This is a genomic window from uncultured Nostoc sp. (assembly GCF_937863485.1).
Taxonomy (GTDB): domain Bacteria; phylum Cyanobacteriota; class Cyanobacteriia; order Cyanobacteriales; family Nostocaceae; genus Nostoc.
In genome coordinates this window covers 29,300-47,525 of the sequence record NZ_CALMFY010000188.1, presented here as the reverse complement: position 1 = coordinate 47,525, position 18,226 = coordinate 29,300, and the positions used below count along the sequence as shown (strand labels likewise).

General features: G+C 38.4%; 4 protein-coding genes. All 4 read right to left on the bottom strand.

Annotated elements, in window-relative coordinates; translation table 11 throughout:
- Position 1: 1 nt before the first annotated feature.
- From Q0541_RS25580 to Q0541_RS25565, 4 genes are read right to left on the bottom strand one after another with little or no spacing between them, the layout of a single operon-like run.
- Positions 2-4,492 carry an amino acid adenylation domain-containing protein gene (locus Q0541_RS25580; RefSeq protein ID WP_298917448.1) on the bottom strand — a complete coding sequence of 1,497 codons (4,491 nt, stop codon included), beginning with the start codon at positions 4,490-4,492 and terminating at the stop codon, positions 2-4.
- Positions 4,482-7,100 carry a condensation domain-containing protein gene (locus tag Q0541_RS25575; protein ID WP_298917445.1) on the bottom strand — a complete coding sequence of 873 codons (2,619 nt, stop codon included), beginning with the start codon at positions 7,098-7,100 and terminating at the stop codon, positions 4,482-4,484. The genes Q0541_RS25580 and Q0541_RS25575 overlap by 11 nt, the downstream gene beginning before the upstream one ends.
- A complete protein-coding gene (locus tag Q0541_RS25570; protein WP_298917442.1) occupies positions 7,097-12,802 on the bottom strand; it encodes a type I polyketide synthase in 5,706 nt (1,901 codons plus the stop codon). The genes Q0541_RS25575 and Q0541_RS25570 overlap by 4 nt, the downstream gene beginning before the upstream one ends.
- A gap of 6 nt (positions 12,803-12,808) precedes the next feature.
- The gene (locus Q0541_RS25565) at positions 12,809-18,097 is read right to left on the bottom strand and encodes a non-ribosomal peptide synthetase (protein ID WP_298917494.1); all 5,289 of its coding nucleotides are present in this window, start codon (positions 18,095-18,097) and stop codon (positions 12,809-12,811) included.
- Positions 18,098-18,226: the final 129 nt, after the last annotated feature.

Here is an 18,226-nt window from a genome sequence, read left to right as displayed (position 1 = left end):
TCTACCTACTCATTTGGCTAATTTTGGCAAGCAGCTTGTCAAGTTCGGGTTGGCTGAGTTCTGCTTCTGGGAAATCTGAAGGTGTATATCCCCCTGCTTCTTGTGATTGGCAATGGGCAATTAAGCGGCGCAGTTCTTGTATAAAACTTTCAGCCAAACGTTCAATAGTGGTGGAGTGATGAATGTTTTGGCTGTATGTCCAAGTCAATTGCAACTGTCCACTAGTCACCATCCCATCAATTTCAATTAAATGGCTGCGGCTTCCTTGCAAGCTACGGTTTGGGCCAGTTGTTTGGGCTGCCAGTTTAAAAATAGAAGTATCTGATAATACTTGGTCGAATTGCCCCAAATAGTTGAATTTTAACTGCGGTTGCAGTGTAGCTTGGAGGCTGCTATTTTGAATTAAGTATTTTAAAAAACCATAGTTGATGCCATTTTGAGGAATATTACGTAACTGCTCTTTAATAGTTTTTAAAGCATCTCCGGGGGACAAAGCATCGCTTAAGTTCAACAAAACTGGAAACTGGGCAGTAAACCAGCCGACTGTGCGCGATAAGTTAACATGAGGCAAAATGTCTTCTCGTCCATGTGCTTCGAGGGTAAGTAACAGTGAATTATCTCCTGTCCACTGGGCGCAAGGCTGAACTAAGGCTGTTAGCAAGACATCATTGATTTGGGTTTGATAAGCCTTTGGTACTTCTTGTAACAAAGCTTGAGTTTCTGTGCTGCTGAGAGAAATTGATACAGTTCTTGCAGATGCTACTGTATTTGCATCTTGATAATCTATTGGCAAGTTAATAACTGGTTGCTGGGTTTGATTTTGCCAGTATTTGAGTTCCGATTGTAACTCTGGAGTGTGAGCATATTCATTTAACTTTTCTGCCCATTGCTTGAAGGCTGTGGTTTTTGCAGGTAGCTGAATTTCCTGACCTTGGCTAAGTTGCTGGTAAGCTGTCTGCAAGTCTTCTAATAAAATTCGCCAAGAGACAGCATCAACTACTAAGTGGTGAATGATAATTAACAGTCTAGGTGGTTTATCTTGTCCAAGGTCAAAATAAGCAACCCGCATTAAAGGGCCATTAGAGAGGTTAAGGCTAGTTTGTAATTCAGATGCAATAGATGTAATGGCTTTTTCTTGTTCTGCGTCTGATTTATCTGATAAATCTAGTTTGGTAACTGATACTATCTCGTCAGGTGCAGCATTAACTTGTTGCCAACTATTTTTTGTTTGTTGAAAACGCAACCTTAGCGCATCGTGATGTTGTAGTAATTGCTTAATTACTTGTTCCAATATCTGAAAGTCTACATGTTGCCGTACCTCTAGCAATACTGACTGATTCCAGTGGTGAGGATTAGGTAAATTTTGGGCAAAAAACCAGTGTTGTATCGGTGTGAGGGGTACTTCTCCAATAACTAAGCCTGTTTCTGTCTTGATAGACTCAGTTGTTTGGGCTACTGCTGCTAACTCTGCGATTGTCTGATGTTCAAACAATTGCTTGGGAGTCAGTTGCAAACCTGCCTGATTCGCTTTGGATATTACCTGAATGCTGAGAATAGAATCGCCGCCTATCTCAAAAAAGTTATCGTCAATGCCTACTTGCTTTAAACCAAGAACTTCTGCCCAAATTTTTGCTAACTGTTCTTCTTGTGGTGTGCATGGTGCGATATATGTTTTTTCTAGTTCTGCCGCAAGTTTTGGCGCGGGTAATGCTTGATAGTCTACTTTGCCGTTTGCAGTCAGGGGAATGGTATTGAGGATGACAAAGGCAGTGGGAACTATGTATTCAGGTAACCTTTCTTGCATAAATTGCCGCAAGTCGCTAGTAGAAGTTGGCTGGGAAACCACATAAGCAACTAAGCGTTCCTCGCGCACAGTGGCCACAGCTTGCCTAACGGCTGGGTGTTGGCGCAAGATAGCTTCGACTTCTTCTAGTTCGATGCGGAAACCATGAATTTTTACTTGGCGATCGCAACGTCCTAAAAATTCGATGTTACCATCTGGCAGATAGCGAGCTAAATCACCAGTTTTATACAAGCGACTTTCTTGTACTTGATTAAAAGGATTGGAAATAAACCTTTCTTTAGTCAACTCAGGACGGTTGAGGTATCCCCGTCCTAAGTTTGCGCCACCAATGTACAGTTCCCCAGGTACATATATGGGAACAGGTTGCAGATATTCATCAAGTAGGTAAATTTGGGTGTTAGCAATGGGACAACCGAGAGGTACTGTTTTTGATTGAGTGGCTTCTTGTTCGACTTTATATGTCAGCACCCCAATAGTAGCTTCTGTTGGGCCATAGTGATTTAAAATCTGACAACTCGGTTTTAGCTGCTGAATTTGTGTTACCAAATCCCAGCTTGCGGCTTCACCACCAAGAATCAGTAATTGAGATGGCAAAATTTCTTCAGGGTTAGCAGTAGTTAACAGTGCATTTAAATGAGAAGGAACTATCTTGAGACAGTCGATAGGATGGCGGCGACAATATTCAGCTAACGCCACGGGGTTAGTAGCGCGTTCTTGAGAGATAATGTGCAGACATCCACCTGTATACAAAGCTGAAAAAATAACTGTGTTACCTAAATCTGCTGCAAAGGTAGAGACAGTTGCAAAACTCGCAGTATCAGGTAAATCTAGTTTTTCTAAAATGCCGTGGACATAATTGCATAGTTGGCGATGTTCAATTGCAACACCTTTTGGTGTTCCTGTAGAACCAGAGGTATAGATAACATAAGCTAAATTTTCATGGGTGACACTGCTAAGAGGATTTTCAAAGCTGTTTTGGTCGGCTTCCCAATTATCTAAACATACAACTTGCGCTGTATATGCAGACAATCTAGAAAGTAATTTTTCTTGAGTCAACAAAACTTGTACTTGGGCATCTTGCAACATTAAACCCAAGCGTTCCTCTGGAATATTTGGATCTAAAGGCAAGTATGCACCACCTGCTTTGAGAATTGCCAACATAGAAACAATTGATAAATGGGATTTTTCTAAACAAATTCCCACTAATACATCAGATTTTACACCCAAGTGTTGCAGATAATTAGCTAATTGATTAGCGTGATTGTTAAGTTCACGGTAACTAAGTTGTTCATTTTCAAAGATCACAGCAATATTATCTGGTGTCTTAGCTGCTTGTGCTGCAAATAGTTGATGAATGCACTTATTTTGTGGATAATCAGCTTGTGTTTGATTGAAATCAATTAGTAGTTGCTGTAACTGATTATCAGGAAGAATTTTCAGATGACTTATTACCAAATTTGGATTGGCGATCACACTGGCTACTAAAGTATAGAATTGTTCAGACAAAAGAGTGATCGCATTAGATGTAACCTGTTTTTTATTGTAATAAATTCTCAGGTTTATACATTTATTATTAGCAAAAGCAGAAAGCTTGATATTGAATTTATCAGCACAATTGTACTGCCTATAAACTGAAAAAATTACATTATTGAGGTAAAATTTTTCAGGTAAATCGATAAATTCAAATAATATTGGTAATCCGTCAGACAAGCTTTCTATTTCTTCATTAACAAAATATTCTTGCCACTCCTCAGCATTTTGTTTAGCTTGTCTCACCTGCTTTATAACTTCTTTAAAGCTTAAGTCTGGTGTAAGGCGGTTAGCAATTGGGAGATATTTAGAAATTAAACCAAAAGCATTTTGTAATTCTTCGTATTCTCTACCATGACAATTCTTACCGATGATAATTTCTGATTTTTTTAACAGCCCCCACAGTAAAATATTCCAGCATGAAAACAAAAATTCATCTAAAGAAAAGTCTGTTTTTATCTTATCAGTAATTTGGTCATTAATTAGAAACTCAAAATACTCCGGCTGAAATTCTCCTGGATTGTTGCATTTATCTTGAAAAGGAAAGTGTAGTTTAGATATAGCCGAAAAATCTTGCCGAAGCCAATAATCTTTAAAGTTTTTTGCTTCTGGTTCTATTAATAATTGATTTTGCCATTCTGAAAAGTGAGTATACTGTACAATTTCTGTGTCTGAGCCATTAGCATAAAAGTCGCTAATTTCTATAAACAGATTTTTCAACGTTTCACTATCAGCACATAATGCTGGTAAAGAAATCACCAAAATATGTTTGTTTACTGACAGTTTAAGTAAAGATGCTCGTAAAAGTGGTGCTTCCTCTAAATTAAAAGGCTTTTTGATTTCATCCCGACAAGCCAATTCAATTGCAACTGCTTCCGTTTCACAATTACTTAAATCTAGTTCTTGCCATGCAAAAATACAGCTATCTTTTACTACCATGATTGGCAGTTTCAAGCCAACTACTTTACAAAAACTGCTTCGTAATATTTCATGGCGCAATATAATTTTTTGTAAAGCAGCTTTTAAAGCTTCTTTGTTCAAATCACCTTCTAGCAGAATAGCTGTTTGAGCAACATAAGCACTGCTTTCTTGTTGTAACAGCCACAATCTTTTTTGCTGAGGAGAAAGTCGAAAACCATTAATAGTTTCAGTTAGCATATATTTCCTCCGTCGTTGGCTTGGCAATATTATTACTATGGATCATTTCTCCCATTGCTACTACAATTTTGCGTTGTCCGATATAGGGAGAACGTCCATGAGCGCATAACATATTATCTAGCATGAGGATATCTCCTTTGCACCACAAAAAGCTGGTCTGAGAGTGATGATAAACTTGATTAATTTCCGCAATTACATTATCTTCAATAGGAGTACCATCACCATAATAAACATTACGTGGTAATTGTTTCTCATCAAATAAAGATAATAAAGAATCTCTAGTTTTTACATCCAAATAAGCAATGTGATGTAATTGAATTTGATTAAAAAATACCGATTCGCCAGTTCTAGGATGTACTGCTAATGCTGGACGAACTTGGCGAGTGATTAAACTATCGTCTCCGTACCATTCAAAGTTAATTCCTGCTTGGCGACAGTAATCTTCTACCACACTTTTATCGGAAGTACGGAAAAAATCTTGCCAGCTAACATCTAAATTATTCATATAGTTACGAACGTACATGAATTGTTTTGCGGCTAATTTTTCTCGTAATTGCGCTGGGAGAATTTGATAGGCTTTGCGACAGTCTATAATTGGTGTCTCTCCACCTTGTTTTGCAGGTTGAACGCAGAAAAACCAGATTTTCAGAGGAAAACAATGTAAATGAGAACTTTCGTTATGAAAAAGTATGGCTTTGTCGGCTGGGTAGGGAGTAGAACCATATACTTTGTTACCTTCACCAATGCGGGGTAAATCGCCATAGTCACCAAATAAATTTGAACAAACTACGCCAGCAAAATTTTCAAATTCTGTGACTGTATTAGTTTTAAATCCTCTAAATAAAATAGTACCATGCTTTAATAATTCATTTTCTATAAATTCACAACTACTTTTAGCCCAATCTACTAAATCAACATCATCAGATGAAGGTTGAATTACTAAAGGAAAGGTATTTCCCTCTTGCAAATAGGTGGTTTTAACGAAATTTTTAGATGATAAATTGATACTTGTAGGAGCAATTTTAATAAATTTTTCTCGATTAAAAGCTTTGCGTTTGTTGTTTTGCATATCTTGTTGTTTCTTTTCAGATTCAGTCAATATTTCTAAACTATTAATTCTGCTATTAGGTTGCTGAACGATACTATTTAGTAAAGTCTCAAAATGGCTTGCCATGCGAGCGATTGCACTTTCTGTAAATAGTTCACTATTATACCGCCAAGTGCTAGTAATTCCTTGAGGAGTTTTGGTCAAAAATATGGCTAATTCAAACCTGGCTGTATCGTTTCTCCAAAACCATTCTTTTAATGTTAATCCTGGTAAATCTAAAGAGGGCATAGGAGTGTTTTGGAGAACAAATAAAACCTGAAATAATGGCGATGTATTACTTAAATTACGTTCAGGTTGGAAAGCTTTAACTAATTCTTCAAAAGGCAAATCTAGATGAGCATAAGCTGCTAAAGTGACTTGGCGTACTCTTGCCAGTAATTCTTGAAAACTAGGGTTGCCACTTAAATCTGTACGTAACACTAACAGATTCATGAAAAATCCAATTAATGATTCTGTTTCTGTCTGGTTACGATTAGCAATATCTGTACCAATAACAATATCTTCTTGTTTGGTATATTGCAACAATAATACCTGAAAAGCTGCTAATAAAGTCATAAAAAGACTAACACCTTCTTGATGACTTAATGCTTGAATTGCTTGTGCTAAGTTAGAGGGAATCACAAAAGATTGACTAACACCACGATTAGTTTTAACTTCTGTGCGCGGACGCACTGTAGATAATTGCAGTACGGGTAGATTATGACCAAGTCTTTCTTGCCAATAAGATAGTTTTTCTGCTAAAACTTTTCCTTGTAAGTACTTTCTCTGCCAAACAGCAAAGTCTGCATACTGAATTGTTAGTTTTGGTAATGGAGAAGGTTGACCATTATAAAATGCGCTATATAGGGTGTTTAATTCCCGAATCAACACTCCTATAGACCAGCCATCCCAAACAATATGGTGTACGGTGAGCAATAATATATTTTCTTGGTTGCCAAGCTGGAGAACTGTGACTCTAATTAGTGGTAATTGTGCCAGATTAAAAGGTAACTGTGCTTCTTGACGAGCAAATATTTTTGTCTTAGCTTCTCGCTCAATTTCTAATAAATTGCTGAAATCTACTACTGATACTTTAACATTTAAAGTTGGAGCAATTACTTGTGCAGGTTGACCATCTATTGCAGTAAAGGTAGTACGCAAAATTTCATGACGGCGTACAATTTCGTTGATGCTTTGTTCGAGTACTTCTAGATTGAGATAACCAAGTAAGTGCAAAGCAACTGGTTCGTTATATGTGAAACTATCAGATTGTAATTGTTCTGCAAGCCACAATCTTTGTTGAGCAAAAGATAAGGGTAGCGGTTGATTTCTTTGTACAGGATGAATTACATCATCCTGACGTAATATTTGCAAAATCTCTGCTTTATGTTCCCGTATTTGAGTTAGTAGAGTAGATGTAATTATACCTTTGGGCGCGTTATAGTGTAACTTCTCTCCTTCTCGCCAAAGTTTTACGTCTAGACTTTCAAGCTTAGATAAAAACTGTTCGATAGTTTTCATAGCACCCCTTGTTCACGATCACTTGTTTCTAAGTGATTTTCATCATTAAGTAAAACAGGGATTGGTGACTGTTTTTGACAGTATTCAGCTAATTCTGCCACAGTTGGCGCTTCAAATAATGCTGCAATTGGAATAGTTTTGCTCAATTTTTGTTGGAACTTATTAATCAAAGTGACTCCAGTTAAAGAATCTCCACCCAACTTAAAGAAATTATCGTGAATACCAACTTTTTGAACGCCGAGTAATTCTTGCCAAAGATTAACAATTTCTTGTTCTATTAGATTGCGAGGAGCAGAATAAGTATTGTTTAAATTCGATCTAAAATGCCTTGAAGATGAATTATTTTTTTGTTCTATCGAGGCAAAATTAGCCCATTCCTTAATTCTTATTTCTAAGTTTCTGGTAGAAACAACAACCTGTCCAAGTTCATCCCAAGGTAAAACTCTATTAAAGACTTCCACATCATCTTCTGGTGTCATTGTCAACTCAGGATTCAGGAAAGATATAGATTCATTTTTAGCTTCTAAAAATGGCACTCTTCCATCCCAGTTAAGACTCACCCAAGGAATAGAATTTATCTGATTATGTTGGGCAACAAAAGCATCCATGAATAGGTTTGATGCTGAGTAAGCACTATGTCCAACTCCACCGAAAATTGATGCTAAAGAAGATACTAAGAAACAAAATTCAAGCTTTTTACGCTGCAAAACTTGTTGTAATACTAACAAACCGTAGACTTTTCCTTGAAATTCGCGATCGCATTCTTCTTCGGTAATTTGCTCAATCTGTCTCATTCTCTGGGTTAAGCTAGTTGCCACGGAGTGAATTACACCATTAATTGCACCAAACTTTGTCTCTGCTTTCGCGATCACTTGTTGCATTTGCTCTAGGTTAGCGGTATCCGCCTGTACTACTATCACCTCAGCACCAAGGCTTTCCAACTCCAGCAGTTTCCGAATTTTACTACTCGTAGCGTCATCTTTCATTAGCCATTGAGGCCATTGATCGGGCTGCGGAAAATTAGAATGTCCTGTTAGAATTAGTTTGGCTTGAAAGTTCTTTGCTAGATATTCTGCTAATACTAATCCCAGGCTTCCCAACCCACCGACAATTAAATAAACTCCTTTTGTTTTGAGTTTTGGTTTTTTGGTAATTGCTGGTAAATGCTCTTTTTTAAAAGTTCGTACCCAACGATATCCACCTCTATAAGCAACTATGTGATCGCTTGATGGGGCTGTAAGTTCAATTAGCAGTTTTTCTGTGAGTTTCTCTTCTTGCCAGCTACCTGATGTCGGCAGATTGATATCAATACTACAACAGTGAATATTTTGATATTCTTGACCGATTACCTTTACTAATCCAACTATAGTAGCCTTTTGAGGACAAAGAATTTCATCCGGGCTTACCGCCTGCATATTATTAGAAATGACTTTAATTTGTAGTTGATTTGAGTTATTTTCTGCTCCCAAGCCTTTCGTAAGAAAGAGTAAACTGTAAAATCCTCGCTCTTGAGCAGCTTGCACATCTGCACTTGTTAATTCTGTCTCATTTACAGGGGTAACACTCCATAAATGCACAATTTTTGTAGGTCGGAAATTCCGAGTCCGCAGTTCTTCGATTAGCCTAGTATAGTTACTCCTGTGTCTAGGGTTAATTATATATGAGCGATCACCTTGATTTTCTGTAGAAGCAAATTCCTCTCCTAAACGAACAGTAATGATATTTTGTCCTTGCAGTTTTAATCGCTGTACGATGCGATCGCCTAAACCACAATTATCTACAAATATCAACCAGTTTTCTTGTTTTTCATCATTTATCAGTTGAGCATGAGGTGGTAAAGAACGTTGCCACAATGGAATGTAAAACCAGTCAGCTATATCTAATTTGCCATCTTTTGATTCGGTTGCTGATAGAGAAGCCTGAGCCAAAAAAATATGTTGTCCAAAAGCTTCCGTTTCGGAAAAATTTGCTATTCTAACAAACCCATGAGCGCGTAATATTTCTTGCCACTTTTGTTTGGATAAAAAAGGATTTCCTTGGCTACGTTTTTCATCCTCTAATGGAGGCATCAACAGACCATCAGTAATATCAAATTCTAACTGGGGTTGGGTAATTTCTTGAATTAGAAGAAAGCCGCCAGGTGCTAATAGTGAAAGTACACTATCAATAGTTTTACCTAAATTTTGAGTAACGTGAAAAACGTTAACAGCTATGACGATATCAAAGCTATGGGGCGTATATCCTTGTTCCGTCAAAGATTTCTCAATATCTAAAAATCGATATTCGATAAATGGATAGGCGTTAAACTTCTTCTTTGCTTCGTCAAGGAAAAAACCACCTACATCGGTGAAAGTATATTTAGTTCTGTGAGATGGCAATAAAGGTAACAATTCCGCAGTAGCAATACCAGTTCCACCGCCAATTTCGAGAAATCTTAAGTTAGTCTCTACTGGTAGCGATCGCACTAACTGTTCTACAGTTGCCTTGGTAATGCTGTTGTAATATATATCCGCAGGTGAGTTTTCTCTAGCAATTTTTCCGTCCTTAACTAAGGTAGCAAAATGCAACTCTAACGGTTCTTTTTCACCGATTAGTAAAGCTGCGAGATTGTCACCATAATTTTGAATGAGTTCAATTGCTTGCTGTGTATCTGTCCATTTGGTTTTGATTTGTGCTACTAAATTATTAACTTCTGTTTTAAATATAGGCAGAAGATTGCTAAAACGACCTGCATCCTGCTGTAGATAGCCCCGTTCTACTAAAACTGTTAGCCAACGACACAATAATTGTCGATAATAAGGTAAGATTCTGCCTTTTACTAACAATTCGTCTAAAGAATATTTCTCAGATGTGTTGCTGAAAATGCCTAAATCTTGCAAAGCAAGATTCATATAGGCACTACATAAATCTTCTAAGCGATTTTTGTTCGCTGCATAAGTTTTTTGGTCAAACGAGAAAATTCCGCGAACAGACTGGACTTGACCAGCCTCTATTAAAGATTGCCAAAAATCTGGTAATTTTAGCCCTCTGCGAGACTGTTCAACAGAACTTTGTTGACTGTGCCAATAGCGCTGGCGTTCAAAGGAATAAGTTGGTAAAGGAATACGCTGACGGCGTTCGTTAGCATAAAATCCAGACCAGTTTATTGAGACTCCTGATAGCCAAAGGCGACCTAAGTTATTCAGCAAAAAGACAACATCTGATTGCTTTTCTTGAGGATGAGCCAAAGAGGAAATTATTAGCTTATCAGATGAATGTTGCTTGGACAAAGTACACAATGTTTGCCCTGGACCAACCTCTAAAAAAATGCGATTTGCTTCTTGGACTAATTCAGAAATACCTGGAGAAAAGTAAACTATTTGACGTAAATGTTTTACCCAATAATTAGGATCTGTTGCTTCTTGATTTGTGATCCAAGTGCCTGTAATGTTGCTAATAAAAGGCATCTTTGGCGGATGCAGTTTAACTTTAGTCACTTCTTGCCGAAATGGTTCTAATATAGATTCCATCATTGACGAATGAAAAGCATGGGAAACATGGAGACGGCGACAATTTATGCCTTTTTCTAACAGCTTTTGTTTCAAGGTATTAATAGCATCATGGCTTCCCGCAACCACACAAGCAGATGGTGCATTACTAGCAGCTATAGATAATTCTTCATTGAGTAAAGCTTGTACCTGTTCCTGGGGTAAGGAAACAGCTAGCATAGAACCAGCAGGCATTTGCTGCATCAACCGTCCTCTAGCAGCGACTAATACCAAAGCATCTTCTAAAGAGAATACGCCAGCTAAACAAGCTGCTACATATTCCCCAATGCTATGACCGATCGCAGCTTGTGGACGCACACCCCAAGACATCCATAACTGAGCTAACGCATATTCAATGATAAACAATGCTGGTTGAGCAATATGAGTCTGTTTGAGTTGCTCGATTGCGACTTCACAATTTTGGGGATAAATGAGCGTTCTTAAATCTAAATCTAAGTGGAGTTTTAATATTTCACAACAGCGATCAACTTGTTCACGAAATACTGTTTCGGTCTCATATAGTTCTTTACCCATGTTTGCATATTGAGCGCCTTGTCCAGGAAACATAAAAGCGATAGATTCCTGACATGGTTCTTGGAAATGTGTCAGAACTCTTTGAGTATCTTGCTGACTCAAGGTTTTGATGGCATCTTCGATATCTTCACATACAAGGATGCGACGATAGTTGAATTCTTTACGCCCTACTTGCAGTGTATAAGCTACATCTGCCAACTTCAAATCAGGATGCTGTGTGAGGTATTGAGCGAGATTTTTAGTTGCAGTTTCTAAAGCTGAATCAGTTTTAGCTGAAAGAACTAACAACTGATAATTTCTCCCCTGCGCCCCTGCGTCTCTGCTCTCCTGCTCTCTTTCTTCAAGAATTACATGAGCATTAGTTCCTCCCATACCCAAGGAACTGACACCAGCACGGCGAGGATTTGCGCCTGTTTGCCATTCACTCAACTTAGTATTGACATAAAACGGACTACTGGCAAAATCAATTTGAGGATTGGGTTGTTCAAAATTTAAGCTGGGTGGAATTAACTGATGTTTGAGAGCTAAAGCGGTTTTAATTAGTCCAGTCACTCCCGCTGCTGCATCTAAGTGACCAATGTTAGTTTTGACTGAACCAATGGCACAGAAACCTGTTTTATCAGTAGTGCTACGAAAAACTTGTGACAGTGCAGCGATTTCAATCGGATCGCCTAAAGCTGTACCCGTACCGTGAGTTTCAATATAACTAATTGTTTCTGGCTCCACATCAGCCAGCATCATTGCTTCGGCGATCGCTTCAGCTTGACCGTCCACACTAGGTGCTGTGTAGCCAACTTTACCAGAACCATCGTTATTAATTGCTGAACCTAAGATAGTGGCATAAATGAAATCACCATCGGCGATCGCATCCTGAAGCCGTTTAAGTACAACAACTCCTACCCCATTACCAATAACTGTGCCTTTGGCTCTCGCATCAAAGGCGTAACAGTGACCGTCAGGAGATAAAGTACCGCCTTCTTGAGATATATAACCTGTTTTTTGGGGTGTATGAATCGAAACCCCTCCCGCCAAGGCCATGTCACATTGATAGTTCAGCAAACTTTGGCAAGCTAAAGAAACTGCTACTAATGAACTAGAACAAGCAGTTTGAACTGTAATACTCGGTCCTTTCAGATTTAATTTGTAAGATACACGAGTACTCAGGAAATCTTTATCATTACCAATCAATGTTTGATAGGATGTCGCTGAACCTACGTGATCGCTATTGAAATCAAAAGAACAATAATTACTAAGACTCGCTCCAGCATAAACTCCAATGCGATTGTTACATCTTTGGCTGTCATAACCAGCATTTTCCAAAGCTTCCCAAGCAGATTCTAAAAATAAACGGTGTTGGGGGTCTGTAATTTCAGCTTCTTTATGATTAAGTTCAAAAAACGCAGCATCAAACAAATCAATATCGTCTAACACACCACCAGCTTTGACATAATTGGATTCATTTAGTAAAGTCGGCTCCACTCCAGCAGAGATTAACTCTTCCTCTGAAAACCTAGAAATTGACTCGACACCATCTTTTAAATTCTGCCAAAAATGTTCTATATTTTTTGCCCCTGGAAACTGCCCAGCCATACCAATAATGGCAATTTTTTCTATTGATTCTTGTGTTTCTGTACTAGCCATAATTCTCTATTTTCTATTATTTTTTATAGAATTACTTAAAAACTCTTGTTTCCTTTTGACAGCATTTTTTTGTTTTTGAGTACGTTCGCGTATTGCTTGCCAACGCGAATCTTTCTCTGAATCTTGACTTAAATATTTTACTAAAGATTGAATAGTTGGATTTTGAAATAACTCAATAATAGATAATTCTTTATTCAATGCTGCATCTAGCTTTTGCTTTACCTGAACCATCAGCAAAGAATGACCACCCAGGTCAAAAAAATTATCATTTATACCTACTTTTTCTAATTTTAAGACTTCTTGCCAAATAATTGCGATCACTCTTTCGATTTCTGAACTCGGAGCTTTGTAACTAACTTCTATTGTTGGACGCAAATCTGTAGGAACTGACAAAGCGCTACGATTAACTTTACCATTTGGCAACAATGGCATCGCATCTAGTAGCACAAATAAACCCGGAAGCATGTAATCAGGTAAAGTTCCTTTTAAATAATTTCGCAGTTCATTACTACTGGGTGTCTTTCCATCTTTAGGAACAACAAAAGCTACGAGTTGCTTTTCTAATGTTAAAACTATAACTTCCCGTACTGCTGAATGTTCGATTAATACCTTTTCAATTTCGCCTACCTCAATCCGAAAACCTCGAATTTTAACTTGATAATCAATGCGTCCCAAATATTCTAAATTACCATCTGGTAAATACCGAGCTAAATCCCCAGTCTTATATAAACCTGTATTAATTCCATTATTAAAAGGATTAGCAATGAAGCATTCATTAGTGACTTCTAATCTGTTGAAATAGCCTCTAGCTAAACCAGCACCACCAAGATAAATTTCCCCTTTTACTCCAATTGGCACTGGTTGTAAATTGGCATCAAGTAGATAAATTTGGGTGTTGTTAATAGGGCGACCGATAGTAACAATTTTATCTTGTTTCTTGACTAAACTAAATGTGGAATAAGTTGTATCTTCGGAAGGCCCATAAAGGTTGAAAACTCTTTGAATTGCATCATTTTGGTAAATCTGTTGCACCAGCTGATGCTGAAGTGGTTCACCAGCCAGGTTTACCGTGCGTACTGAAGCAGGTAAACCATTAATTCGCAATAATTCACTTATGATACTCGGAACTGTATTTACTAAGCTTACTTCTGTAGCAGCAGGTAAGTTAGGTAGATGCAAAGCGTTCTCTACCAAAATTACCTTTCCACCCCAACTTAAAGGCACAAATATTTCAAATACCGATAAATCAAAGCAAATAGAAGTTGATGCTAATACTCCTGCAAGTTCATCATCGGTAAATACTTGTCTTGCCCAGTTTAACAAAGCAATGCAACTACAATGTTCAATCGTAACGCCTTTGGGTTTACCTGTAGAACCAGAAGTATAAATAATGTAAGCTAAGTTCTTTGATGTTACTTCAATAAGCAGATTCTCTGTATTTTGTTGTTCTATTAACTGCCAATCTCTATCCAAACAAATACTATTAATATTACCTGTAAAACATTGAGTCAAATGTGTTTGAGTCAGCAATATATGAGCTTGGCTGTCTTCTAGCATGAACGCTAAACGTTCTTGCGGATATTTAGGATCGAGTGGTATATAAGCACCACCAGCTTTGAGAATTGCTAACAAACCAATCACCATTTCTGGTGAACGTTCCATACATATTCCAACAAAAGCTTCTGGCTTGACTCCTAATTTTTGTAAGTAATGTGCTAGTTGATTAGCTTGATTGTTTAACTCACGATAGGTTAGTCTTTGATTTTCAAATACTAGTGCAACAACATTTGGTGTAAGCTCTACCTGCTGTTCAAATAATTGATGAATACATAGATGTTGTGGATAGTCTATTTGTGTCTGATTCCAATCAACTAGGATTTGTTTTCTCTCGAATGCAGTTAACAATGGGAATTCTGCAATACTCTGATCGGGATTGGCAACAATACCCTCTAGTAATGTTTGTAAATGTCCCAGCATCCGATTCATTGTATCTGCATTGAATAAAGCCGTGTTGTACTCTAAAGTTGCAATCAATCCCTGTTCTCTGTCCTCTATAAACAGAGTTAAATCAAACTTAGCCGTGTCGTTAAAACCCTCTATAATAGTTATATCCATATCTAATAAATTGGGCTTTGGTAGTGGCACATTTTGCAGAACGAACATTACCTGAAATAAAGGATTGTAGCTCAGATGGCGTTCTGGTTGTAGTGCTTCTACTAATTTTTCAAAGGGTAAATCTTGGTGAGTGTAAGCTTCTAAGGCTGTTGCTTTTACCCGTTGCAGTAACTCTCTAAAATTAGGTATCCCATCAAGCGAAGTACGCAAAACTAAAACATTTACAAAAAAGCCAATTAATGATTCTATTTCGGCTCGATTGCGGCTCGCAATTGGAGAACCTACTAGGATATCTGTTTGCCCAGTGTAGCGATATAGAAGGGTTTTGAATGCTGCCAGCAAGACCATAAATAGGGTAACACCTTCTTGCTGGCAAAGGTTTTTCAATTCAGCACTCAAGCTAGGTGAGATAACGAATTTCGCTTGAGCGCCGTTGAAGCTTGGAAAAGCCTTTCTTGGAATATCTGTAGGTAAATCTAATACTGGTAAGTTCCCGCCTAACTGTCGCTTCCAGTAGGTAATCAGAGTGTTTAATCTTTTGCCTTGCAAACATTGTCTCTGCCAATAAGTAAAATCTAGATACTGTATTGGTAATTTTGCCAGTGGTGAGAGTTTGTCATTTACAAATGCTTCATAAATTTCAGCCAGTTCACCAATGAGGATACCAATAGACCAACCATCAACAATAATGTGGTCTAGAATTAAGACTAAGTGATATTCTGTTTCTTCTAAACGCAGAAGTTTAGCACGCAAAAGAGCTTGAGAAGATAAGTCGAAGCTTTGTGTTGCTAACTCTTTATTAAAACGCTGGGCTTCTTGATCGCGCCTGTTTTCTGGGAATATTTGTAAATTTTCAACGGGTAATTTGATGTTGAGTTCTGGCTGAATAACTTGCACAGGTTGCCCTTCTATAAGAAGAAAATTTGTACGTAGTATTTCATGGCGTTTGATAATTTCGTTTAGGCTTTGTTCTAGAACTGCAATATTAACGCGTCCTTGAAAGCGGATAATTAAAGGAATACTGTATGCAGGTGTATCAGGTGCTAGCTGATGAATAAACCAGAGTCTTTGTTGAGCGAAAGATAGGGGATGAAATTCGCTATCTTTGTGGGCTGGAAGAATTGATTCTGAGGGAATTGGAGATGTGTTGAGTTGAGCAAGTATTTTACAAGAGAGCGATCGCACACTCAAGCCTGTAAAGAAGTCGGCTATAGATAAAGTAATCTCTAAATCTGTTTCAATTCGGTTTTGTAGTTCAAAGGCTTTCAAGGAATCTAGCCCCAAACTGCTGAAGGCTTGTTCTGGTGTAACTTCAGGTAATGTGATCGCTAATACCCGTGCTACTTGTTCTTGAATATATACTTCTAGTATTGACTGGCTCTCATTTTTACTTAAACTCAACAAAACTTGGTGTTGCAATCTATTTTCTTTAATTGCAACCTCAGTACTTCTTGCGATATTGCTGGCAACTATCGCTAGGTTATTTGCTATAAATGCTGCCTTAGTTGCACGGCGTTGAATTTTGCCACTAGAGGTTTTAGAAATAGTGCCGGGTTTAATCAAAACTACTGCATAGACTTGTATCTCATGTTCTTCTGCAACCGCCTGACGAATAGCGCTAATTACTTCCTCATGGTTGGGTTTGGCACGAAATTCCAATTCTTGCACTACTACCAAGCGTTCTTCATTGTCTGTTTCAATCGCAAAGGCAGCACAACTACCCAAACACAAACAAGGATGACTTCGTTCTGCTGTTAACTCAATATCTTGTGGGTAAAGGTTACGGCCACGAATAATAATTAAATCTTTAGCCCTACCTGTAATCAAAAGTTCACCATTATCTAAAAAGCCTAAATCTCCAGTTCGTAAAAATGGCCCCTCACCTGTGTCTTTAAGGTAGGCGTGGAAGGTTTGTGCTGTTTCTTCTGGCTTTTGCCAATAACCCTGAGCGACACTCGCTCCTGATACCCAAATTTCTCCAACTCGGTTAGGAGGGCACAATGTCAGCGATTCTGGATCAACAATGACAATTTTGGAATCTAGCCATGAGTGTCCACACCCTACCAAATGCCTAATATTTTGGCTATTTTCCGAGACTTTAACAATCTGGTTCTGTTCTAAAGCATCTGTTTCGATTGCACGGTAAACTGGCTCGTCTTTGACACCACCACCTGAAACCATCAAGGTAGCTTCAGCCATACCGTAACAGGGATAGAAAAAGCTGGGCTGAAAACCGCATGGCTCAAAAAAGGTTGCAAACTGCTCTAAAGTTTCTCGTCGAATTGGTTCTGCTCCACTGTAAGCGGTATGCCAACTACTTAAGTCAAGGGTTTGTCTTTGTTCTGAAGTAATCTTGTTAACACATAGCTCATAGGCAAAGTTAGGCCCTCCACAATGGGTTGCTTTATAGCGAGAAATTGCCTCAATCCAGCGAATTGGTCGCTGAATAAAGGTTCCCGGCGGCATCAATACACCAAGAAAACCTGTGTACAAGGGCTGGAGAATGCCGTCGATAAGTCCCATGTCATGGAAGCTAGGTAGCCAAGTGACTGACACACTTTCTGATGTCAGTTCAAAGGCTTGCTTGATGTATTCGCAATTGTGCATTAAGTTTCCATGACTTACCATGACTCCCTTCGGTGTACCTGTGGAACCGGAGGTGTATTGGATAAAGGCTAAAGCATCTTGCTTAATAATTGATACTTGCGAAGTCGTTTCTAGTTCCCAACTTAAGTTGTCTGTAACTAACCACTGCAAATTTCCCAGTAGGCATTGCATTTTTGGCAAGAGGTTGCTTGTCGTCAGACCAATCGCCACCTGTGCATCTGCGATAATGGCTTGAATTCTGGGGGTGTTGCGTTGGTTGTGTGGTGGGTAAGCGGGAACTGCTACCACCCCAGCGTATAAACAACCCAAAAAACCAGCTAAAAAGTCCAGCCCTGGTGGATACAGCAGTAACGCACGTTCGCCAGCCATCCCCATTGATTGTAGTTGAGATGCGATCGCCCGCGAGCGTCGATCTAGCTCTTGATATGTGAGTGTGATTACTGTATCTTCTCCATCTTGCAAAAAGCTAAAAGCCTCTGTGTGCGGCTGAGATTCAGATCTGGATTGCAGAATCTCAACCAACGTCGAACAGCCACAGCCAATATCTTTCAAGTCATTAAAAGGTTGAAGCATTTTATTCTCAAGAGCTAGATGCCAATCCTGGACTGAATTGCAAGCAAATGCGATCGCAGTCATCTGATTATTTATCAATAGCCAAATGCCACCGATTTCTATCTCAGCTATTGCTACTAATTTTTGATT

Coding starts and splice junctions, on each gene's coding strand:
- Q0541_RS25580 (WP_298917448.1), bottom strand. CDS start 4,492: ATGCTAACTGAAACTATTAATGGTTTTCGACTTTCTCCTCAGCAAAAA.
- Q0541_RS25575 (WP_298917445.1), bottom strand. CDS start 7,100: ATGAAAACTATCGAACAGTTTTTATCTAAGCTTGAAAGTCTAGACGTA.
- Q0541_RS25570 (WP_298917442.1), bottom strand. CDS start 12,802: ATGGCTAGTACAGAAACACAAGAATCAATAGAAAAAATTGCCATTATT.
- Q0541_RS25565 (WP_298917494.1), bottom strand. CDS start 18,097: ATGCTTCAACCTTTTAATGACTTGAAAGATATTGGCTGTGGCTGTTCG.